General features: G+C 62.5%; 18 protein-coding genes. 13 read left to right on the top strand and 5 right to left on the bottom strand.

Translation table 11 applies throughout. From position 1 onward, the window contains the following. Positions 1-70: 70 nt before the first annotated feature. On the top strand, positions 71-328 hold the full coding sequence (locus E2H86_RS26455; RefSeq protein WP_268868253.1) for a transposase: 258 nt from the start codon (positions 71-73) through the stop codon (positions 326-328). A 163-nt stretch (positions 329-491) separates the two neighbouring features. Here the strand turns inward: E2H86_RS26455 and tpx are convergent, their stop codons facing one another. The 4 genes from tpx to E2H86_RS15545 form a co-directional block, all read right to left on the bottom strand. Further along, complete coding sequence (gene tpx / locus E2H86_RS15560) at positions 492-992, bottom strand: thiol peroxidase (protein ID WP_133329340.1); 501 nt, start codon at positions 990-992, stop codon at positions 492-494. Positions 993-1,171: 179 nt separating this feature from the next. Further along, positions 1,172-2,461 carry a serine/threonine transporter gene (locus tag E2H86_RS15555; RefSeq protein WP_133329338.1) on the bottom strand — a complete coding sequence of 430 codons (1,290 nt, stop codon included), beginning with the start codon at positions 2,459-2,461 and terminating at the stop codon, positions 1,172-1,174. A gap of 812 nt (positions 2,462-3,273) precedes the next feature. After that, positions 3,274-4,470, bottom strand: a complete 1,197-nt coding sequence (locus tag E2H86_RS15550) for an amino acid aminotransferase (RefSeq protein ID WP_133329336.1) — start codon at positions 4,468-4,470, stop codon at positions 3,274-3,276. A 187-nt stretch (positions 4,471-4,657) separates the two neighbouring features. Then, complete coding sequence (locus tag E2H86_RS15545) at positions 4,658-5,683, bottom strand: Ldh family oxidoreductase (RefSeq protein WP_133329334.1); 1,026 nt, start codon at positions 5,681-5,683, stop codon at positions 4,658-4,660. 140 nt (positions 5,684-5,823) lie between these two features. Here E2H86_RS15545 and E2H86_RS15540 point away from each other — a divergent pair, with 140 nt between their 5' ends. The 11 genes from E2H86_RS15540 (at position 5,824) to E2H86_RS15490 (ending at position 18,343) form a co-directional block, all read left to right on the top strand. Beyond that, on the top strand, positions 5,824-6,696 hold the full coding sequence (locus E2H86_RS15540; protein ID WP_133329332.1) for a MurR/RpiR family transcriptional regulator: 873 nt from the start codon (positions 5,824-5,826) through the stop codon (positions 6,694-6,696). Positions 6,697-6,720: 24 nt separating this feature from the next. Next, positions 6,721-7,473 (top strand): transporter substrate-binding domain-containing protein, encoded by a 753-nt coding sequence (locus E2H86_RS15535; RefSeq protein ID WP_133329330.1) that lies wholly within the window; start codon positions 6,721-6,723, stop codon positions 7,471-7,473. A gap of 85 nt (positions 7,474-7,558) precedes the next feature. After that, entirely contained in the window at positions 7,559-8,278 is a 720-nt protein-coding gene (locus E2H86_RS15530) for an ABC transporter permease (RefSeq protein WP_133329328.1), read from the top strand. Further along, the gene (locus E2H86_RS15525; RefSeq protein WP_133329326.1) at positions 8,275-8,985 is read left to right on the top strand and encodes an ABC transporter permease; all 711 of its coding nucleotides are present in this window, start codon (positions 8,275-8,277) and stop codon (positions 8,983-8,985) included. The genes E2H86_RS15530 and E2H86_RS15525 overlap by 4 nt, the downstream gene beginning before the upstream one ends. A gap of 15 nt (positions 8,986-9,000) precedes the next feature. Continuing rightward, positions 9,001-10,242 carry an NAD(P)/FAD-dependent oxidoreductase gene (locus tag E2H86_RS15520; RefSeq protein WP_133329324.1) on the top strand — a complete coding sequence of 414 codons (1,242 nt, stop codon included), beginning with the start codon at positions 9,001-9,003 and terminating at the stop codon, positions 10,240-10,242. An 18-nt stretch (positions 10,243-10,260) separates the two neighbouring features. Beyond that, on the top strand, positions 10,261-11,043 hold the full coding sequence (locus E2H86_RS15515; protein WP_133329322.1) for an amino acid ABC transporter ATP-binding protein: 783 nt from the start codon (positions 10,261-10,263) through the stop codon (positions 11,041-11,043). 303 nt (positions 11,044-11,346) lie between these two features. Next, positions 11,347-12,156, top strand: a complete 810-nt coding sequence (locus tag E2H86_RS15510; RefSeq protein ID WP_133329320.1) for a gamma-glutamyl-gamma-aminobutyrate hydrolase family protein — start codon at positions 11,347-11,349, stop codon at positions 12,154-12,156. Between the two features lie 432 nt (positions 12,157-12,588). Further along, entirely contained in the window at positions 12,589-13,500 is a 912-nt protein-coding gene (kdgD, locus tag E2H86_RS15505; protein ID WP_133329318.1) for a 5-dehydro-4-deoxyglucarate dehydratase, read from the top strand. A 102-nt stretch (positions 13,501-13,602) separates the two neighbouring features. After that, positions 13,603-14,964 (top strand): MFS transporter, encoded by a 1,362-nt coding sequence (locus tag E2H86_RS15500; protein WP_133329316.1) that lies wholly within the window; start codon positions 13,603-13,605, stop codon positions 14,962-14,964. A 76-nt stretch (positions 14,965-15,040) separates the two neighbouring features. Next, entirely contained in the window at positions 15,041-16,594 is a 1,554-nt protein-coding gene (garD, locus tag E2H86_RS15495; RefSeq protein ID WP_133329314.1) for a galactarate dehydratase, read from the top strand. Positions 16,595-16,762: 168 nt separating this feature from the next. Then, positions 16,763-18,343, top strand: a complete 1,581-nt coding sequence (locus tag E2H86_RS15490) for an aldehyde dehydrogenase (NADP(+)) (RefSeq protein WP_133329312.1) — start codon at positions 16,763-16,765, stop codon at positions 18,341-18,343. A gap of 727 nt (positions 18,344-19,070) precedes the next feature. On the opposite strand, the gene E2H86_RS15485 is transcribed toward E2H86_RS15490, so the two are convergent. Continuing rightward, the gene (locus tag E2H86_RS15485) at positions 19,071-19,820 is read right to left on the bottom strand and encodes a FadR/GntR family transcriptional regulator (RefSeq protein ID WP_133329310.1); all 750 of its coding nucleotides are present in this window, start codon (positions 19,818-19,820) and stop codon (positions 19,071-19,073) included. A gap of 184 nt (positions 19,821-20,004) precedes the next feature. Here E2H86_RS15485 and E2H86_RS15480 point away from each other — a divergent pair, with 184 nt between their 5' ends. Further along, complete coding sequence (locus E2H86_RS15480; protein WP_133329308.1) at positions 20,005-20,334, top strand: hypothetical protein; 330 nt, start codon at positions 20,005-20,007, stop codon at positions 20,332-20,334. The last annotated feature ends 25 nt before the right edge of the window (positions 20,335-20,359 follow it).

Below are 20,359 nucleotides of genomic sequence, written 5' to 3'. Positions count from 1 at the left end.
GTTTAGGTAATTCCAGACAGTGTTAACCGACCGCGCCCACGCGCGCAGAACGGGCGCATGCCTGTCCTTGATGCGCAATTGGAGGGTTTTGGTGGCTTTCACTCTGGATTGGCCTTTATCCATATTGTTCAGCAAAATAGCGCGTTTACCCTGGCTTTTTCAAGGTTGGTCTAGTGGAGAATTCATTGCGTGTTATTTCCCGGAATTGATGCAACCAGCCTGGCGGGAGAATGCGTTGTGGTCGGCGTCGTATTTCGCCGGCAGCGTAGGCGGTGCGCCATTGGACGTGGTTCGGCGCTACATCGAGCAGCAAGACAGGCCGGCGTAAGGGCGCGCAGTTCGCACGCCTCGCTATCCCTCCCGCACTAAAGTACGGGGTATCTCGCTGAGAAAAACCGATGAAAACGGCCCGGATAGAAGGCCGGGCCGTTTCAGGGTGTTGCCTGGGGTTGGACAGGGGCGTCGACGTCCCGCCCTGCCCTGCACCGTTATTACTTCAACACGGCCAGTGCCGCGTCATAGTTCGGCTCGTCGGCGATTTCCGCGACCAGCTCGCTGTGCAACACCTTGTCGTTCTCATCGAGCACCACCACGGCACGGGCAGCCAGGCCGGCCAGCGGACCGTCGGCGATGGCGACGCCGTAGTTTTCCAGGAACTCACGACCACGCAGGGTCGACAGGTTCTGCACGTTCTCCAGGCCTTCGGCGCCACAGAAACGCGCCTGGGCGAACGGCAGGTCGGCGGAGATGCACAGCACCACGGTGTTGGCCACGTCATTGGCCTGGGCGTTGAACTTGCGCACCGAGGTGGCGCAGGTGGGGGTATCGACGCTTGGGAAGATGTTCAACACCTTTCGCTTGCCGGCGTAGTCCTTCAGCGACTTGTCGGCCAGCCCATCGCCTACCAGGGAGAACGCCGGAGCCTGGGTGCCGGCCTGTGGCAAGTTGCCTTTCACCTGAACCGGGTTGCCTTTGAGAGTCACTTGAGCCATGACGGAAATCCTTATGCGGGGTTTGAAAAGGACATTGAGTTAACCATGAAGGCGCTCAGGTGCCTATGGCCACTTCAGAAAATGTTGGACGTTTTTTTCGCCACGACGAACCGCAGGCCGCGACCATGAAAAAGCCCGGAGGGCGATATGCCATCCGGGCTTGGGTGTTCTATGAAGGCTCAGCCGAACAGACTATAGGCCAGGTTGTAGAGCACCGAGGTCAAGGCGACCAGACCGATCACCACCACGAACACATTGGACAGCGCCCCGCTGTACTGGCGCATCGAGGGCACGCGGCGAATGGCGTACATCGGCATGAGGAACAGCAGCACGGCGAGGATCGGCCCGCCGAGCGACTCGATCATGCCAAGGATGCTCGGATTGAGTGTGGCGACGACCCAGCACACCACCAGCATCAGCGCGGCGACGAGGCGGTCGAGGGCTTTGGGGGACGGGCGTGCGCCGGTCCGGGCGATGATGCCCTTGAGGCCCTCGCTGGCGCCGATGTAGTGGCCCAGGAACGATTTGGCAATGGCCACGAAGGCGATCAGCGGCGCGGCGAAGGCGATGGCCGGATTGCTGAAGTGGTTGGCCAGGTACGACAGGATCGACAGGTTCTGCGCTTTCGCCTCGGCCAGTTGGGCGCTGCTCAGGGTGAGTACACAGCTGAATACGAAGAACAGCACCATCGCTACCATCAACAGGTGAGCACGCGCCAGGATCTGCCCGCTGCGCTCATCGGCATGCTGGCCATAGCGGCGCTTCTGGTCGACCGCGAAGGCCGAGATGATCGGCGAATGATTGAACGAGAACACCATGACCGGGATCGCCAGCCAGATGGTGTGCAGGAACGCCGAGCCCGAAGGCACCTGGCCGGCGCTGTCGAGAATACCGCCGGTCCAGTGGGGAATCAGGTACAAGCCCAACAGCCCGAGGGCAACGATGAACGGGTAGACCAAGAGGCTCATGACCTTGACCGTGGCCTGCTCACCGCAGCGCACGATGGCCAGCAGGCCGAGGATCAGCACAAACGAAAGCAATGCCCGGGGCGGCGCCGTCATGTGCAGCTGGTGCTCGATGAAGCTGCTGACGGTGTTGGTCAGCGCCACGCTATAGATAAGCAGGATTGGGAAAATGGCGAAGAAATAGAGGACGGTGATCAATGCACCGGCCTTGATGCCGAAATGCTCCTCGACCACTTCCGTGATGTCGCCGCCATCACGGCCTGACAGCACGAAGCGGGTCAGTGCGCGGTGGGCATAGTAGGTCATCGGGAACGCCAGGGCGGCGAGTACCAGCAAGGGCCAGAAACCGCCGAGACCGGCGTTGATCGGCAGAAACAGCGTCCCGGCACCGATGGCGGTGCCGAACAGACCGAGCATCCAGGTGGTGTCATGACGCGACCAATTGCCGAGGGCGGCGGGGGTCGATTCGAAGCGTTGTTCGACGCTTGGGGCCTGCTCATTCATTCCGGGTGCAACTCCACTCGCAAGACTGCAACAGGCTGAGAGTGGCGAAACAGAAGCATCGCACACCTCAACCGAAAAAGGGGGGGCGCGATTGTGCACTGAAAGAGGGCAATTGCGAAGCCCCGTCCGAGGGACGGTTGCACTTGTCATGACAACGAAGGTTGCACCGGATCGAAACGAGGTTCTTCACGGATTGTCGGAGAGTTGGGTTGGGTTGGCATTGGAACTCGAAACGCTCCATTTTGTGTAGGCGCTACTGGCCCCTTCCTTCCGGCGGCGCCTGCACGGGCGTTATCTTCGAAAGACAGATCGCGAGACCCGCTGCAACACAAAACGAAGGTAAAAAAAACCGAGAGCGCAGCGATTCGCCTGCCGTTGCTCTGGCTTTTGCTCTTGCTCTTGATCTTGCTTTTGATCTACCCGCGACCTCAGGAGGCCGAGTGGAGGTGGCTGGAGGGCCAGGTGCGTAGCACCCTCCGGCGTTAGCCGGAGGCGCGAGATGTAGACTTGCGTAGCAAGTCGTAGGCCGCGCGGGCCCGCAAGCCGCCGGAGCGAGGGGACCCCGAAGCGCAGCGTAGGGGCCGTATGTGGGAGCAAGCGGTTTTGCGCTCCTTTGTCCAAGAACAAAGGGGCCCGCCGTAAAGGCGGAAGGGGCCAGTAGCGCCGCTACATCCCTCGGATCAGCCACACAAGCCCAAAGCCCCAACCCCGGAGCCCCCAGAGGACCCAGAGACCCAGAGACCCCAACACCAAAACCCTGCCCCCACTAATCCGTGAAGAGCCCGAAAACCCGCGGTCGGCCCTTGGCGATCTTAAGCCTGTACGGCCGCGAACGCCTCTGCCACCTGTTGCAGGTTGGCCGGACGCAGACCAGACATGCACACACGACCACTGTCGATCAGGTACACGCCGAACTCGTCACGCAGTCGACGAACCTGTTCGACACTGAAGCCGGTGTAGCTGAACATGCCACGCTGGCGCAGGAAGAACTGGAAGTCCTGGCCCGGCAGCAGCACTGCCAGAGCATCGACCAATGCCTGGCGCATATCCAGGATCCGCTTGCGCATGACGTCGACTTCCGCTGCCCACTGGGCATTGAGCTGAGCATCGCCGAGTACGCCAGCCACCAGCTGGGCACCGAAGTTGGGCGGGCTGGAGTAGTTGCGACGCACGGTGGCCTTGAGCTGGCCAAGTACGCTCTGGGTAGTGGCTTCATCGTCGCAGACGACCGACAGGCCCCCTACCCGCTCGCCGTACAGCGAGAAGATCTTCGAGAAAGAGTTGCTCACCAGGCATGGCACGCCGGCACGGGCCATTTCGCGGATGGCGAAAGCGTCTTCCGCCAGACCTTCGCCAAAGCCCTGATAAGCGATGTCGAGGAATGGAATGAGCTGACGCGCCTTGACCACTTCGACCACCTGTTGCCACTGGACCTGGGTCAGGTCGGCCCCGGTGGGGTTGTGGCAGCATGGATGCAGCAGCACGACGCTATTGGCTGGCAGGGTCTGCAGGGTTGCGAGCATGCCGTCGAAATCGACGCCCCGGCTGGCCTGGTCGAAGTATGGGTAGGTGTGAACCTTGAACCCGGCACCCTCAAAGATCGCGCGATGGTTGTCCCAGGTCGGGTTGCTGACCCAGACTTCCGACTGCGGGAAGTAGCGTTTGAGGAAGTCGGCACCGACCTTCAGCGCACCAGAGCCGCCCACGGTCTGCACGGTCGCCACGCGACCGGCGCTAACCGCCGGATGATCGGCGCCGAACAGCAACGCCTGGATCGCTTGGCGGTAGCTGGCCAGGCCTTCCATCGGCAGGTACAGCGAGGCTTCGTGGTCCTGGCCGGCGAGGCGCTTTTCGACCGCGTCCACCGATGCCAGTTGCGGCACGATGCCGGCCTCATCGTAATACAGGCCGATACTCAGATTGACCTTGTTGGCCCGCGGGTCGGCCTTGAAGGTTTCCATCAACGAGAGAATCGGGTCGCCGGCATAGGCATCGACATGTTTGAACACAGCGTGCAGCTCCTTGGATCAGGACAGTTCGTAAAGGCAGACCTGAGCATACCCGCAGTTGCGGTGAAGGAACATCACCTGCGTGCAAGGTTGTCTATGCAACTGTGCATGCCTGGTGTTTGGCGTTGGCCTCTTCGCGGGCGAGCCCAGTCTCACAGGCGCCCGCTAACCGACTGAAGAGTCCCGTTCAGCCAGCCAATTCCCTGAGCCCTTGCAACTCCTGCTCGCTCAACGCCACCCCTTCGCGCTCGGCAACCTCACGCTCGCGGTAGCGACGCTCGCCCGGCATGCGCGACAACCCAACCGCCTGCATCTGCTCCACCAGTTCACGGCTGCGCAACGCAAAGCGCTCGCCCTCGGCCTTGCTCGGGTCGATGACGATGATCAACTGCCCGGTCCAGGGTGTCTTCGCCCCCGGGTGCCCTGACCAGTCGAACTCCCAGGAAAAATGCCCCCCCGTCAACGCAGCAGCGAGCAGTTCGACCATCATCGACAATGCCGAGCCCTTGTGCCCGCCAAACGGCAACAAAGCACCGCCATCGAGGATGGCCGCCGGGTCGGTGGTCGGCTGCCCCGCCGCATCTACCCCCATACCTTCAGGCAACTGCTGACCGGACCGTGCGGCAATCTGCACATCGCCATGGGCCATGGCACTGGTTGCCATGTCGAAGACGATCGGGTCGTGCCCCGCGCAAGGTGCGGCGAAAGCGATCGGGTTGGTCCCGAACAGCGGCTTGCGCGCACCATGAGGGACCACGCAGGTCATGCTGTTGACCACACTCAGGGCTACCAGACCTTCGTCGGCGAACGGTTCCACGTCCGGCCACAGTGCAGCGAAATGGTGAGAGTTATGTATCGCCAGCACGGCGATGCCGGCACTTCGCGCCTTGTCTACCAGCATCGGGCGGGCCGCGGCCAGCGCCGGCTGGGCGAAGCCACCACGGGCATCCACGCGAATGTAGCCAGGCGCCACATCGGTGACCTCGGGCGTTGCCCGGCCATCGACCCAACCACTGGCCAGGGTCGAGACATAACCTGGAATACGGAACACCCCATGGCTGTGGGCGCCGTCCCGCTGGGCACTGGCACAGTTATGCGCGAGTACGCCGGCCACTGCCTCGCTGCAGCCGTGCTGCTTGAAAATCGTCTGCAACAAGCCCTGCAGTTCGGCAAACGGCATGCGCACGAGGGCTGACGGAGTGGGTGCGGACATCTGGAGCTCCTTTGTTGGAATTGGCAAAGCAACAGCGCTGACGAAAGACGACACTCTCGATCAATGACAGCTATCTGTCAAAGATTGACTTCGTGACAGAAAACATTCAATTTCTACTGCACGTCACCCGGAGCAGCAGCATGAGCCAACCGATCAAGCAACGCCTGGAGAACAGCCTGCAAGGGGCCGCCGCCTCTGGCCGCAAGATCGCCAGCTACATGCTCGCCAACTTGCACGAGTTGCCGTTCCAGACCTCGGCCAGCATCGCAGCCAAGCTCGGGGTCAGCGAATCCAGCGTCGGCCGTTTTTGCCGATCGCTCGGCTATGCCCACCTCAAGGCACTCAAGCACGACCTGCAGAGCGACCTGGGCGATGGCCCATGGCTGGTGGGTGACCGCCTCGAAGAATACCGCCAGAACCCCGATGCACGCGACAACGCCGGGAGCCTGGAGCGGGAAATCGCCGCCTTGGTACGGGTCCACGAATACCGCCAGACCGAGTCTTGGTTGACCGTGGCCCGTCGCCTGGCACAAACGCCGCGGGTGTTCATCGCCGGCTTCCAGACCGAGCGTGGCATCGCCATGTGCATGAGCCATCTGCTGCAGTATCTGCGCGATGGCGTGCAACTGGTCGATGGCAGCGCCGGACATTTCGGCGATGTGCTGCTGGGCCGCGCCAGCGAAACCACCCTGGTGGTGTTCGAAGCCCGCCGCTACTCGCGCCACGCCCTGCAGCTGTGCCAGAAGGCACGCGCCGCCGGCATCCCGGTCACCCTGGTGACCGACACCTTCTGCGAATGGGCCGACGCCCATGCCGACGAGGTGTTTCGTGTCCCCACCGAATTCGATCTGTTTTGGGAGTCGACCGCGACCATGCTGTCGTGGGTGCACCTGATGGTCAACGAGGTCTGCAAGAAACTCGGACCCGATGTTGAAAAACGCTTGGAAGCAACTGCCGCTCTACACAACGAGTTCGTCGGCTACACCTCGTGGTCGCCGAGCAAACAACAATAGCAAGAGTGCAAGAGGTGCGACGAGATGAACAAGACCATGGCTATGGCAGGTGCGTGTGCCCTTCTGCTGGCAGGTAATGCCAGTGCCGAAACCCTGCGCTTCGCCACTGAAGGCGCCTACCCCCCCTTCAACTATGTGGACGCCGATAACCAGCTACACGGTTTCGACATCGACATCACCCACGCCCTGTGCGCGCAGATGAAGGTCGAATGCACGCTGGTGGCGCAGGATTGGGAAGGCATCATACCGGCGTTGATGGCGCGCAAGTACGACGCCGTCGTGGCCTCGATGATCGACACCGAGGAACGACGCAAGAAAATCGCCTTCACCGATCATTATTATCGGACCCCATTGACCGTCGCGGTGGCCAAGGACAGCGACATCACCGACGCCCAGACCACATTCAATGGCTACACCGTAGGTGCACAGTCATCCTCGACCCAAGCCATCTACGCCGAGGATGTGTATGCCAAGGCCGGCGCCGAGGTGAAGCTGTACCCGACCATGGACGAGGCCAACGCCGACCTGGCCGCAGGTCGCCTGGATGGGGTCATCGCCGACAAGTTCCCGCTGCAGGAATGGATGACCAAGAACGGTCAGGCGTGCTGCAAGGTGCTGGGCGATGTGAACGGCACCAAGGCCGACGCAGCGATCGCCGTGCGCAAGGATGACGATGCCTTGCGCCAGCGCTTGAACACCGCCCTCGCCGAAATCGTCGCCAACGGCACCTACCAGAAGATCGCCAGCAAGTATTTCGACTTCGACATCTACAACTGATCTGCAAAGGGATTCCCACGCTCCCTGTGGGGTGGTCTCGCGTCACTGCCGGGCCGCCCCCGCACATCCGTCCATGGGGTTTGTCATGCTCGATCAATTGTCCCTGTTGTCCCTTGCCGATGGTGGCTGGGGTCAGGCGCTGCTGGCCGGCGCGCTGGTCACCCTTACCCTGGCCCTAGCTTGCCTGCCCATCGGGCTGCCCCTGGGGCTGCTGGTGGCCCTCGCGGCGCGCTCGCGGGCACGCCTGCCTCGCGCCTGGGCCACCATCTTCTCCACGGTGTTCCGCGGGCTGCCTGAATTGCTGACACTGTTGATCATTTACTACGGTTGCCAAATCGCCGCCCAAAAAGTGCTGGCAACCTTGGGTTACTCTGGCGAGTTCCTGATCAACACCTTCCTCGCTGCGATGGTCGCCTTCAGTCTGGTGTTCGCTGCATTCTCCAGCGAAATCTGGCTGGCAGCCTTCAAGACCCTGCCAAAGGGACAATTGGAGGCCTGCGCGGCACTAGGCCTGAGCAAACGCAGCGGCTTCTTCAAGGTGGTGCTGCCACAGCTGACGCGCATTGCCCTGCCAGGCCTCTCCAACAACTGGCTGTCGTTGCTCAAGGACACTTCGCTGGTGTCGACGATTTCCCTGGTCGACCTGATGCGCCAGACCAACCTGGCCGTCAGTGTGACCAAGGAGCCGATGTTCTTCTATGGTGTCGCTTGCCTAGGCTACCTGCTGTTCTCTGCAGTTTCCGGGCGGATATTCGCTTGGATAGAACGACGTAGCAGCCGCCACTTGCAAGGAGCACGGGCATGACTATCGACCACCTGCTGACCCTGGTACTCGACCCCGATCTGCTGGAGCGCTACGGCCCACGCTTCATCGATGGCCTGTGGGTCACTACCAAGCTGGTCGCCATCTCCTTCAGCCTGGGCGCCGTGCTGGGTCTGTTACTGGCGTTGGCGCGCATGTCACACCACCTGCTGCTGCGCCGCCTGGCAGCTGGCTATATCTATTTCTTCCGTGGTTCGCCCCTGCTCGCGCAGCTGTTCCTGCTGTATTACGGGCTTGGCTCGCTCAGAACCTTCTGGCAGGACATCGGGCTGTGGTGGTTCTTCCGTGAAGCGTGGTTATGCACCTTGCTTGCCTTCACCTTGAACACCGCCGCCTACCAGGCCGAAATCTTCCGCGGCAGCTTGATGGCCGTAGCGCCGGGGCAGTACGAAGCAGCCCAGGCGTTGAACCTGAGGCGTTCCACCACCTTCTTCAAGGTCATCCTGCCGCAATCACTGCTGGTGGCGATCGGCCCACTGGGCAACGAGCTGATCCTGATGATCAAGGCCAGCGCCATCGCCTCGTTGGTGACCCTTTACGACCTGATGGGCGTGACCAAGCTGGCGTTCTCGCGCAGTTTCGATTTCCAGATCTACCTGTGGGCCGCCGTGCTGTACCTCGTGATCGTCGAGCTGGTGCGCCGCCTTTTGAAACGTTTGGAGGCCCGCCTGGGTCGCCATCTGAACTGACCGAAGGATGTTTTCATGCATTGCCAGACCCTCGTACTTGGCGCCGGCATCGTCGGCGTCAGCACCGCGCTGCACCTGCAGGCGCGCGGACATCAGGTGATAATGATCGACCGCGACGAACCGGGCAGCGGCACCAGCCACGGTAACGCCGGACTGATCGAGCGCTCCAGCGTGATCCCCTATGCTTTTCCACGCCAGTTCGGCGCATTGCTGCGTTACGGTCTGAACCGTCAGCCGGACGTGCGTTACAGCCTGAAGTACCTGCCCAAGGCTGCGCCATGGCTGTTGCGCTACTGGCAGCAGTCGGCACCCGCGCGCCTGGCCGGCGCGGCCGCCGACATGCTGCCGCTGGTGCAGCGCTGCGTCGAGGAGCACGATGCCCTGATTGCCGCAGCAGGGCTGCAGGCCCTGGTGCAGTCCAAAGGCTGGATCGAGGTGTACCGCGACCCGGCGTTATTCGAGCAGGCCAAACGCGACGCCCTTTCCCTGGGCCGCTATGGGCTGCGCTACGAATTCCTCGAGCACGCCCAGCTGCAGGCCCGTGAGGGCGCACTCGATGGAGCTGTGGGAGGCATTCACTGGCTGGACCCCAAGACCGTCAACGACCCCGGCGCCCTGACCCGCGGCTACGCCGCCCTGTTCATCAAGCGTGGCGGACAGTTCCTCCAGGGTGACGCGCGCAGCCTACGCCAGGACGGTGAGCGCTGGCAGATAGACAGCCGTCGCGGGCCGCTAAGCGCCAACGAGGTCGTGGTCTGCCTGGGTCCGCAGTCGGCCGACGTCTTTGAGCGTTTGGGCTATCAGATCCCGTTGGGTATCAAGCGGGGGTATCACATGCATTACGACACCCGTGATGGCGTGCAGCTAAAGCACTCGATTTGCGATACCCAGGGCGGCTACGTGCTCGCACCGATGGCCCGAGGCGTACGCCTGACCACCGGCATCGAGTTCGCCGATAGCGCGGCGCCGGGCAACGAAATCCAACTGCAGCGCTGCGAGAACCTCGCCCGCAGGTTGTTCCCCAACCTGGGCAATCGCCTTGATCGGCAGCCCTGGCTGGGTCGCCGCCCCTGCCTGCCGGATATGCGCCCGGTGATCGGCCCGGCGCCTCGGCACAAAGGCCTCTGGTTCAACTTCGGCCACGCCCACCATGGCTTGACCCTGGGTCCCGTCACCGGTCGCCTGATCGCCGAAGTGATCTGCGGCGAACGCCCCTTCACCGACCCTGCGCCTTACAGCGCCGCACGTTTCGACTGATCGATGCCGGAGAATGACATGACCGCCCCCGAGAGCATTGCCAGCCTTGCCCCTGAAAACGACCCACGCCCGGAGCTGATCCGCATTACCGGCCTGAACAAGCACTATGGTGCCTTTCACGTACTGCGCGACATCGATCTAAAGGTGCGCGAAGGTGAACGCATCGTCCTTTGCGGCCCCTCCGGCTCGGGCAAATCCACCCTCATCCGTTGCATCAATCGCCTTGAAGTCGCCGAGCAAGGCAGTATCGAGGTCGCCGGTATCGACCTGGCCAACAAAACCCGCCAAGCCGCGCAGGCTCGCAGCGAAATCGGCATGGTGTTTCAACACTTCAATCTGTTTCCGCACATGACCGTGCTCGACAACTGCCTGCTGGCACCGACCAGCGTGCGCGGTCTGTCGCGCAAGGATGCCGAGGAATGTGCGCGGATGTACCTGGCCAAGGTGGGTATCGAAGGTCAGGCGCTCAAATATCCAAGTCAGCTATCGGGCGGCCAGCAGCAACGGGTGGCGATCGCCCGCGCACTGTGCATGAAGCCGCGGATCATGCTGTTCGACGAGCCGACCTCGGCGTTGGATCCCGAGATGGTCGCCGAGGTCCTGGACGTGCTGGTGCAGTTGGCGGGCACCGGCATGACCATGCTCTGCGTCACCCATGAAATGGGCTTCGCTCGCCAAGTGGCAGAGCGGGTGCTGTTCCTGGAAGGCGGGCAGATCATCGAGGACAGCGCTCCGCAGGTATTCTTCAATCAGCCCCAGACGGCGCGGGCCGAAGCCTTCCTCGCACAGATCCTGCATTGATCCGTACAGGCCTGGTTCATTGCGCCGGTGCAATGAACCAACTGCGTCGTTAAATATTATTGACCACCAATGGCGGCAAACCCTTGCCGCCACGGGCTTGCACGGGATAAAAAGCCCTGTAATCGGCGCCGAAACCGCCGATACGTCCCCTCTGCTCGTTTGACATATTAAACGGCTCTGGCAAGCTATCGATAAGCCCCGACCGGAACCCTCTCCGGCAGTGCTCGGAGCTTCAGGCAGCACAAAGGCCTAAGCCGTGCGCCTGCACGACAACGGCAGGTAGGACCTGCCCCAAGGTGACATATGTCCAACAGCAACATTGGCAACAAGCAACCTTCCCTGCGCAAACCCGTCGTCCTGATGACCATGGGTACCCAAGAGCGCAAAGGCCATGACTACCAGGTCATGACCCACAAATACATTACCCCACTGGTCGACTTCGCCGATTGCATCCCAGTGCTGGTGCCGACCTGCTGTGGCACCGAGGCCCTCGACGCCTACCTGGACATGGCCGATGGCGTGTACCTGACCGGTGCCGGGAGCAACATCGATCCGGCCCTGTACGGCCAGGACAACCAGACGCCGGGCAAGGCCCAGGACAAGGACCGCGACCTGTTCGACATTCCGCTGGTCAAGGCGGCGATCAAGCGCGGCCTGCCGATCTTCGGCATCTGCCGCGGCATGCAGGAAATCAACGTGGCGCTGGGTGGCGACATCTACCAGAAGGTCTACGCCGAGCCTGGTTTCAACGACCACCGGGAAAATCCGGAAGACCCGGTCGATGTGCAATATGCCCAGGTCCATGCGGTGAAGATCGAGCCTGGCAGCTGGCTGCAGCACACCCTTGGCACCGACGAGATCCGCGTCAACTCGCTGCATGGCCAAGGCCTGCACAAGCTGGGCGCCGGCATCGAGCCCATCGCTCGCGCCGAAGACGGCCTGGTCGAGGCGATCCACGCCCCGAGCATTTCGCCATTCCTGTTCGCCGTGCAATGGCACCCGGAATGGCAGGCGGCGAACAATCCTGATTCGATCAAGATCTTCCAGGCCTTTGGCGACGCCTGCCGCGCCCAGGTGCGCAAAGCCCAGATCAAGCGCCAACAGGCCGCCTGAGCCCAAGCTTCGTTAGCTTTGATCGCGGGGCGGCGCAAGGCCGCCCCCGCTTTCCCGGTCGCCCTCTGCTGGTCCCAGAACATCTCCCGTGGAAGCGGGCGGCGGGCTTGTGCCTGTCTCCGCGATCGTTTTTTCTTCCTACTCCATAGATATACGACGACTGATCGTGGTGATTCGATTCACCGGATTTTCCTGTGGCCTGGTTGTCGTCTGTCCCGGCCCTTTCGCGGGCAAGCCCGCTCCTACAGAGGGTGGCGGTGATTCTGTGGGAGCGGGCTTGCCCGCGAAAGGGCCGGCAAAGGCATACACTTCTCTCGTCCTTTCTCTCCCCACAAAAAATCTGCACGAAGGGACTAGTCATCGCCGCAGTTGTACGATAACTTACCTCTCACCTTAGCTCTCACCCCAAAGCGCCACAGGATGCCCATAACAATGAACCCACAAGAACTTAAATCCATCCTCTCCCACGGCCTGCTGTCGTTCCCGGTCACCGACTTCAATGCCCAGGGCGACTTCAACCAGGCTGGCTACATCAAACGCCTGGAATGGCTCGCCCCTTACGGCGCCAGCGCGTTGTTCGCTGCCGGTGGCACCGGTGAGTTCTTCTCCCTCGCTGCCAGCGAGTACAGCCAGGTGATCAAGACCGCCGTCGACACCTGCGCCAAGTCGGTCCCGATTCTTGCCGGCGTCGGTGGCTCCACCCGCCAGGCCATCGAATATGCTCAGGAAGCCGAGCGCCTGGGCGCCAAAGGCCTGCTGCTGCTGCCGCACTACCTGACCGAAGCCAGCCAGGACGGCGTTGCCGCCCACGTCGAGGCCGTGTGCAAATCGGTGAACATCGGCGTCGTGGTCTACAACCGCAATGTCTGCCGGCTCAATGCCGAGCTGCTGGAAAAGCTCGCAGAGCGCTGCCCGAACCTGATCGGCTACAAGGACGGCCTGGGCGACATCGAGCTGATGGTCTCGATCCGTCGTCGCCTGGGTGATCGTTTCAGCTACCTGGGTGGCCTGCCGACCGCCGAAGTGTATGCGGCAGCCTACAAAGCCCTGGGTGTACCGGTGTACTCCTCGGCCGTGTTCAACTTCGTGCCGAAGACCGCGATGGACTTCTACAACGCCATCGCCCGCGACGATCACGCCACCGTGGCCAAGCTGATCGACGATTTCTTCCTGCCTTACCTGGACATCCGCAACCGCAAGGCCGGTTACGCCGTGAGCATCGTCAAGGCTGGCGCCAAGATCGCCGGCTACGACGCAGGCCCGGTCCGTACCCCGCTGACCGACCTGACCGCCGAAGAGTACGAAATGCTCGCAGCGCTGATGGATAAGATGGGTCCGCAATAAGCGCCCCTGCGGCCTGCCATCGCCGCGACCGGAGTGGGCTGCCCCCACTCCGGTTACAATTCGTGAGCCCGCACAAAAATAACTAGTGGGAGTATTATCAGCATGCAAGCGACGAAAAAGACGCATGTGCGCTACCTGATCCTGTTCATGCTGTTCCTGGTGACCACGATCAACTACGCAGACCGAGCCACCATCGCCATCGCCGGCTCCAGCCTGCAGAAAGACCTCGGCATCGATGCGGTGACTCTCGGATACATCTTCTCCGCCTTCGGCTGGGCCTATGTCGCCGGCCAGATCCCTGGCGGCTGGTTACTCGACCGTTTCGGCTCCAAGAAGGTCTATGCCTTCAGCATCTTCACCTGGTCGCTGTTCACCCTGCTGCAGGGCTTCGTCGGCGGCCTTCCGGTGGCCTGGGCAGTTGTGACCCTATTCACCTTGCGCTTTCTGGTCGGCTTCGCCGAAGCCCCATCGTTCCCGGGCAACGCCCGTATCGTCGCGGCCTGGTTCCCAACCCAGGAGCGCGGCACGGCCTCGGCAATCTTCAACTCGGCACAGTACTTCGCCACCGCACTGTTCGCTCCGATCATGGGCTGGATCGTGTTCAGCTTCGGCTGGGAGCATGTATTCGTGGTCATGGGCGCACTGGGCATCGTGTTCTCGATGGTCTGGCTCAGGACCATCTACAACCCGCGCCAACATCCACGCATCAGTCCGTCAGAGCTCGAGCACATCGAGCAGAACGGTGGCCTGGTCGACATGGACCAGAAACGCGGCAACGACGGTCCTAAATGGGGCTATATCAAGCAATTGCTGACCAGCCGCATGCTCCTGGGCGTGTACCTGGGCCAGTACTGCATCAATGCAATCACCTACTTCTTCCTGACCTGGTTTCCGGTGTACCTGGTACAGGAGCGCGGCATGACCATCCTCAAGGCAGGCTTCATCGCCTCGTTGCCGGCGATTTGCGGCTTCATCGGCGGTGTGCTGGGTGGCGTGATCTCGGACTGGCTGTTGCGTCGCGGCAACTCGCTGACCTTCTCGCGCAAACTGCCGATCGTCTGCGGTCTGTTGCTGTCGACCACCATGGTCTTCTGCAACTACGTCGATGCCGAGTGGATGGTGGTTGGATTCATGACCCTGGCCTTCTTCGGCAAAGGCATCGGCGCCCTGGGCTGGGCGGTGGTGGCGGATACCTCGCCCAAGCAGATCGCCGGGCTGTCCGGGGGGCTTTTCAATACCTTCGGCAATATGGCCTCGATCACCACACCCATCGTCATCGGCTACATCATCAGTGCCACCGGCTCGTTCAAGTGGGCCCTGGTGTACGTGGGTGCCAATGCCTTGGTGGCGGTGTTCAGCTACCTGGTGATCGTCGGCCCGATCAAGCGTATCGAGTTGCACGATGACCCAAAGCCTGAGGTCCAGAGCACCGGCAACGGCAAACTGGCCACCTCGCAACACTGAGTGAACACGCCCACCCTCGGCCCAGCCGGGAGTGGGCGGACGTATAAAGCCTGAGCAATCGAAGAAGGGCACGACCATGCAGTTGATCGAACATTCCGACTCGCCCCGCTACGTCCGCCTGCACGACGACGACAATGTCGTGGTCGTGGTCAACGATGGCGGCCTGGGGGAAGGCGCCTGCTTTCCCGACGGCCTGACCCTCGTCGAGGCCGTTCCACAGAGCCACAAGGTGGCCACCGTCGCCATTGCCAAGGGTGAGCCCGTTCGCCGCTACGGGCAGATCATCGGCTATGCCTTGGAGGATCTGCGCCAGGGTAGCTGGGTACAGGAAAGCCAACTGGCCATGCCCTCGGCACCCGAGCTGGACAGCCTGCCCCGCTGCGACGCGGTTCCTGCCCCGCTGCCGCCGCTCGAAGGGTTCACCTTCGAAGGTTACCGCAATGCCGACGGTACCGTCGGCACGCGCAACATCCTCGGCATCACCACCACCGTGCAATGCGTCACCGGCGTGCTGGAACATGCGGTCAAGCGCATCCGTGATGAACTGCTGCCCAAATACCCCAATGTCGACGACGTGGTGGCCATCACTCACAGCTATGGCTGCGGCGTGGCGATCAACGCCCGCGATGCCTATATCCCGATCCGCACCGTACGCAACCTGGCGCGCAACCCCAACCTGGGCGGCGAAGCCCTGGTCATCAGCCTGGGCTGCGAGAAACTCCAGGCTGGCCAAGTGATGCACGACAACGACCCCTCGGTCGACCTGAGCGAGCCTTGGCTGTACCGCCTGCAGGACGCCAGCCTGGGCTTTGGCGAGATGATCGAGCAGATCATGGCGCTGGCCGAGACACGCCTGAAGAAACTCGACCAACGCCGCCGCGAAACCGTCCCGGCCAGCGAGCTGATCCTCGGCATGCAGTGCGGTGGCAGCGATGCGTTTTCCGGCATCACCGCCAACCCGGCGTTGGGCTATGCCGCCGACCTGCTGGTACGTGCCGGCGCCACCGTGCTGTTCTCGGAGGTAACCGAGGTCCGCGATGCCATCTACATGCTCACCTCACGGGCCGAGAACCAGGAGGTCGCAGAGGCCCTGGTGCGCGAGATGGACTGGTATGACCGTTACCTGCAACAAGGGGCGGCGGATCGCAGCGCCAATACCACGCCCGGCAACAAGAAAGGTGGGTTGTCCAATATCGTCGAGAAATCCCTCGGCTCCATCGTCAAGTCAGGCAGTGGCGCCATCCAGGGTGTGGTCGGACCGGGCGAGCGGGTCCAACGCAAGGGCCTGATCTTCTGCGCCACCCCGGCCAGCGATTTCGTCTGCGGCACCCTGCAGCTGGCAGCCGGCATGAACCTCCACGTGTTCACCACCGGCCGCGGCACCCCCTACGGCCTGGCCATGGCCCCCGTGGTCAAGGTCTGCACCCGAACCGAACTGGCGCAGCGCTGGCCGGATCTGATCGACATCGACGCCGGGCGTATCGCCAGTGGCCGCTCGAGTATCGAGGAATTGGGTTGGGAGCTGTTCCACTACTACCTGGACGTGGCCAGTGGCCGCAAGCAGACCTGGGCCGAGCAGCACCGTTTGCACAACGACATCACCTTGTTCAACCCAGCACCGATCACCTGATGCACCGGGCTTGGGCTGTTTGGCTGTACATCTTCCCCCCTGTGGCAGCGGGCTTGGCCCGCGAAGCAGACCACACGGTGCCTGGCACCGGCTGCGCCGGTGTTCGCGGGGCAAGCCCGCTCCCACAGAGCTTCGTCAATTTCTTTCTTAAAGCAATAGGAGCATCCCATGCCTGAGATCCTCGGCCACAACTTCATCGCCGGTCAACGCAGCGCCGTTGGTCCAAAGCGTTTGCAAAGCCTGGACGCCACCACTGGCGAGGCCCTGCCCTACAGCTTCGCCCAGGCCTTGGAAAGCGAAGTGGACCAGGCAGCCAAGGCCGCTGCTGCTGCCTTCGCCGAGTTCCGCCAGCTGTCGCCGGCGCGCCGCGCCGAATTCCTCGAGGCCATTGCCGCCGAACTGGACGAGCTCGATGATGCCTTCGTCGCCGTCGTCTGCCGCGAAACCGCCTTGCCTGCAGCCCGTATCCAGGGCGAACGTGGTCGTACCAGCGGGCAGATGCGCCTGTTCGCCCAAGTGCTGCGCCGCGGCGACTTCCTCGGTGCTCGCATCGACCTGGCACTGCCCGAGCGCCAGCCATTGCCACGGGTCGACCTGCGTCAGATGCGCATCGGTGTCGGCCCGGTCGCCGTGTTCGGCGCCAGCAACTTCCCGCTGGCCTTCTCCACCGCAGGCGGTGACACCGCCGCCGCATTGGCTGCCGGCTGCCCGGTGGTGTTCAAAGCGCACAGTGGTCACATGGCCACCGCCGACATGGTCGGCTGCGCCATTGAGCGCGCCGCCGAGCGCACCGGCATGCCCAAAGGTGTGTTCAACATGGTCTTCGGCGGCGGCGTCGGCGAATGGCTGGTCAAGCATCCGGCCATCCAGGCGGTCGGTTTCACCGGTTCGCTCAAAGGCGGCGACGCCCTCTGCCGCATGGCGGCCGAGCGCCCACAGCCGATCCCGGTGTTCGCCGAGATGTCCAGCATCAACCCAGTGATCATCCTGCCCGGTGCCCTGGCCAAACGTGGCGAAGCCATCGCCCGCGAGCTGGCCGGTTCGGTGTGCATGGGTGCCGGGCAGTTCTGCACCAACCCCGGACTGGTCATTGGACTGAAGTCGCCGCAATACAGTCAACTGCTCGCCGACCTCGGCCAGCATCTCGACCAACAAGCCGGCCAGACCATGCTCAACGCCGGTGGCCTGCGTAGTTATGTCGGCGGCCTGGAGCACCTGCACGCCCACACTGGCATTCAACATCTGGCCGGGCAGGTCCAGGAAGGCAGCCAAGCCCGCGCCCAGCTGTTCAAGGCCGACGCGCGCCTGCTGGTGGAATCCGACCCGCTGCTGCAAGAAGAAGTGTTCGGCCCAACCACCGTGGCGGTCGAGGCCGAGGACAACGCACAACTGCGCGCGGCCCTGCTTGGCCTGCGCGGCCAGTTGACCGCCACGCTGATCGGCGAAGCGGAAGACTTCGAAGCCTTCGCCTGGCTGGTACCGTTGCTGGAGGAGAAAGTCGGCCGCATCCTGGTCAATGGCTACCCCACCGGCGTCGAAGTGTGCGATGCCATGGTCCACGGCGGACCGTACCCAGCCACTTCCGATGCCCGAGGCACCTCGGTGGGCACCCTGGCCATCGATCGCTTCCTGCGCCCAGTGTGCTACCAGAACTACCCACAGGCATTGCTGCCAGAAGCGCTGCGTGACGGCAACCCGCTTGGGCTGCGTCGCCTGGTCAATGGCCAGTGGAGCGAAGGGGCGATCTGATCCCCCTACCACGAAGAAGCCCCGCATCCGCGGGGCTTTCTTTTGATTCTTCACGGATTGTCGGGGAGCTTGGCTTGGCTTGGCTTGGCTTGGCATCTAGATCGTGAGCTGATCCATTGTGTGTAGCGGCGCTACTGGCCCCTTCCGCCTTTACGGCGGGTCCCTTTTGTCTTGGCAAAAGGGAAGCAAAACCGCTTGCTCCTGCATCCGGCCCTCCGCTGCGCTACGGGTCCCCTCGCTACGGCGCCTGCACGGGCGTTATCTTCGAAAGACAGATCGCGAGATCCGCAACAACCCAAAACGAAGGTAAAGGGAAAAGCGAGAGCGCAGCGATTCGCCTGCCGTTGCTCTGGCTTTTGATCTTGCTCTTGCTCTTGATCTTGCTTTTGATCTACCCGCGACCTCAGGAGGCCGAGTGGAGGTGGCTGGAGGGCCAGGTGCGTAGCACCCTCCGGCGTTAGCCGGAGGCGCGAGATGTAGACTTGCGCAGCAAGTCGTAGGCCGCGCGGGCCCGCAAGCCGCCGGAGCGAGGGGACCCCGAAGCGCAGCGTAGGGGCCGTATGTGGGAGCAAGCGGTTTTGTGCAACTTTTTCCAAGAAAAAAGTTGCCCGCCGTAAAGGCGGAAGGGGCCAGGAGCGCCGCTACATAGAATGGACCGTTCCCAGTCTAAATGCCAAGCCAAGCCCCCCCCCCCGACAATCCGTGAAGAACCTTTCTTTTCCTAACGTCAGACGCCCTGCGCCTCGGCTGCTTCATGGGCCTGGCGCAGTCGTTCACGGCTGTTGCTCAGGTGCATGCGCATGGCCATTTTCGCCCCCTCGCTGTCACGTCGGGCAATGGCCTCGTAGATGGCTTCGTGTTCGTGCATCAGACGCCCCATGTAGTGCGCCTGATCGTCATGGGCCAGGCGCGCGGAATTCAGCCGTGTGCGCGGGATGATGCTGGTCCCCAGGTGGTTGATGATGTCGGCGAAGTAATGGTTGCCGCTGGCCTGGGCGATGCGCAGGTGGAACTGGAAGTCTGCAGACACCGCATCGTTGGCATGGGCGGCACCCTCGTTGAGCTCATCCAGCGCGGCGCGCATGCCGACCAGTTGCTCGTCGCTGCGCCGCTGTGCGGCAAGGCCGGCCGACTCGATCTCCAGGGCAATGCGCAGTTCCAGCACAGCCAACACTTCTCGCAGCGTCACCACCGTGGCCGGATCGATACGGAAACCTCCCGTGCTCGGCGCGTCGAGGACGAAGGTGCCGATACCATGGCGAGTCTCCACCTGGCCGGCGGCCTGCAGCCGCGAGATGGCCTCACGCACCACGGTGCGGCTGACGCCCTCCTCGGCCATGATCTGCGACTCGGTCGGCAGCTTGTCGCCGCGTTTGAGCTGGCCACTGCGAATACGCTCGGTCAGCACCGTGACCAGTTCCTGGGCAAGGCTGCGCGGCTTGCGCCGGGCCCGTGCCTGTACCTGCTGCTCTGTCATGCCCTGATGTTCACCTTGAAAGACAACCGACATCATAGCGCAAGCAGTTGTACGATCACATACACCCAGCGCGGTATTTCCTGCCCGCCATCCAACCCGCGCTCGCATAACGGCAAATTGCTGGCCCCCGGCAACGCAAACTGAGGGCAAACTCCCTTCTCCGTCAGCCGCTTAGGACAGCAACATGCGAGTATTTCTAGCAACCATGGCCGGTGCGCTTCTCGCCGCTTCTGCGTGTGCAGTGCAGGCCAAGGCACTCAGCCAGAATGACCGCCAAGTGTGTGGATGGGGCTCGCAGATCGCTGCCGACGCTCAGAAGGCCAAGCTGTCAGGGGTCACGCTGTACGCCACGCGGAAAAAGCTGCAGGTGCGCAGGTTTCCCAAACCCTGGATGCGCATGACAGCTTTCGGCATTACCGAGCAGACCTACAACAGCCGTTCCCGACTCAAGCCTGCGGCCATCAAGCAGACCTACTACGAACAATGCGTCCAACATGCGATTGCCAAGAGATAGTCTTTAAAAACAAGTATTTATGAGC

The organism is Pseudomonas putida, assembly GCF_004357765.1.
Lineage (GTDB): Bacteria > Pseudomonadota > Gammaproteobacteria > Pseudomonadales > Pseudomonadaceae > Aquipseudomonas > Aquipseudomonas putida_U.
The sequence above is the reverse complement of the archived record's forward strand: the minus strand, read 5'-3'. Positions and strand labels throughout refer to the sequence as shown.

Bases quoted from the DNA above. Each gene is read 5' to 3' on its own strand.
- E2H86_RS15510 (WP_133329320.1), top strand. From the start codon at position 11,347: ATGTCCAACAGCAACATTGGCAACAAGCAACCTTCCCTGCGCAAACCC.
- E2H86_RS15490 (WP_133329312.1), top strand. From the start codon at position 16,763: ATGCCTGAGATCCTCGGCCACAACTTCATCGCCGGTCAACGCAGCGCC.
- E2H86_RS15535 (WP_133329330.1), top strand. From the start codon at position 6,721: ATGAACAAGACCATGGCTATGGCAGGTGCGTGTGCCCTTCTGCTGGCA.
- E2H86_RS26455 (WP_268868253.1), top strand. From the start codon at position 71: ATGCGCAATTGGAGGGTTTTGGTGGCTTTCACTCTGGATTGGCCTTTA.
- garD (WP_133329314.1), top strand. From the start codon at position 15,041: ATGCAGTTGATCGAACATTCCGACTCGCCCCGCTACGTCCGCCTGCAC.
- kdgD (WP_133329318.1), top strand. From the start codon at position 12,589: ATGAACCCACAAGAACTTAAATCCATCCTCTCCCACGGCCTGCTGTCG.
- E2H86_RS15500 (WP_133329316.1), top strand. From the start codon at position 13,603: ATGCAAGCGACGAAAAAGACGCATGTGCGCTACCTGATCCTGTTCATG.
- E2H86_RS15530 (WP_133329328.1), top strand. From the start codon at position 7,559: ATGCTCGATCAATTGTCCCTGTTGTCCCTTGCCGATGGTGGCTGGGGT.
- tpx (WP_133329340.1), bottom strand. From the start codon at position 992: ATGGCTCAAGTGACTCTCAAAGGCAACCCGGTTCAGGTGAAAGGCAAC.
- E2H86_RS15480 (WP_133329308.1), top strand. From the start codon at position 20,005: ATGCGAGTATTTCTAGCAACCATGGCCGGTGCGCTTCTCGCCGCTTCT.
- E2H86_RS15540 (WP_133329332.1), top strand. From the start codon at position 5,824: ATGAGCCAACCGATCAAGCAACGCCTGGAGAACAGCCTGCAAGGGGCC.
- E2H86_RS15520 (WP_133329324.1), top strand. From the start codon at position 9,001: ATGCATTGCCAGACCCTCGTACTTGGCGCCGGCATCGTCGGCGTCAGC.
- E2H86_RS15555 (WP_133329338.1), bottom strand. From the start codon at position 2,461: ATGAATGAGCAGGCCCCAAGCGTCGAACAACGCTTCGAATCGACCCCC.
- E2H86_RS15525 (WP_133329326.1), top strand. From the start codon at position 8,275: ATGACTATCGACCACCTGCTGACCCTGGTACTCGACCCCGATCTGCTG.
- E2H86_RS15515 (WP_133329322.1), top strand. From the start codon at position 10,261: ATGACCGCCCCCGAGAGCATTGCCAGCCTTGCCCCTGAAAACGACCCA.
- E2H86_RS15485 (WP_133329310.1), bottom strand. From the start codon at position 19,820: ATGACAGAGCAGCAGGTACAGGCACGGGCCCGGCGCAAGCCGCGCAGC.
- E2H86_RS15545 (WP_133329334.1), bottom strand. From the start codon at position 5,683: ATGTCCGCACCCACTCCGTCAGCCCTCGTGCGCATGCCGTTTGCCGAA.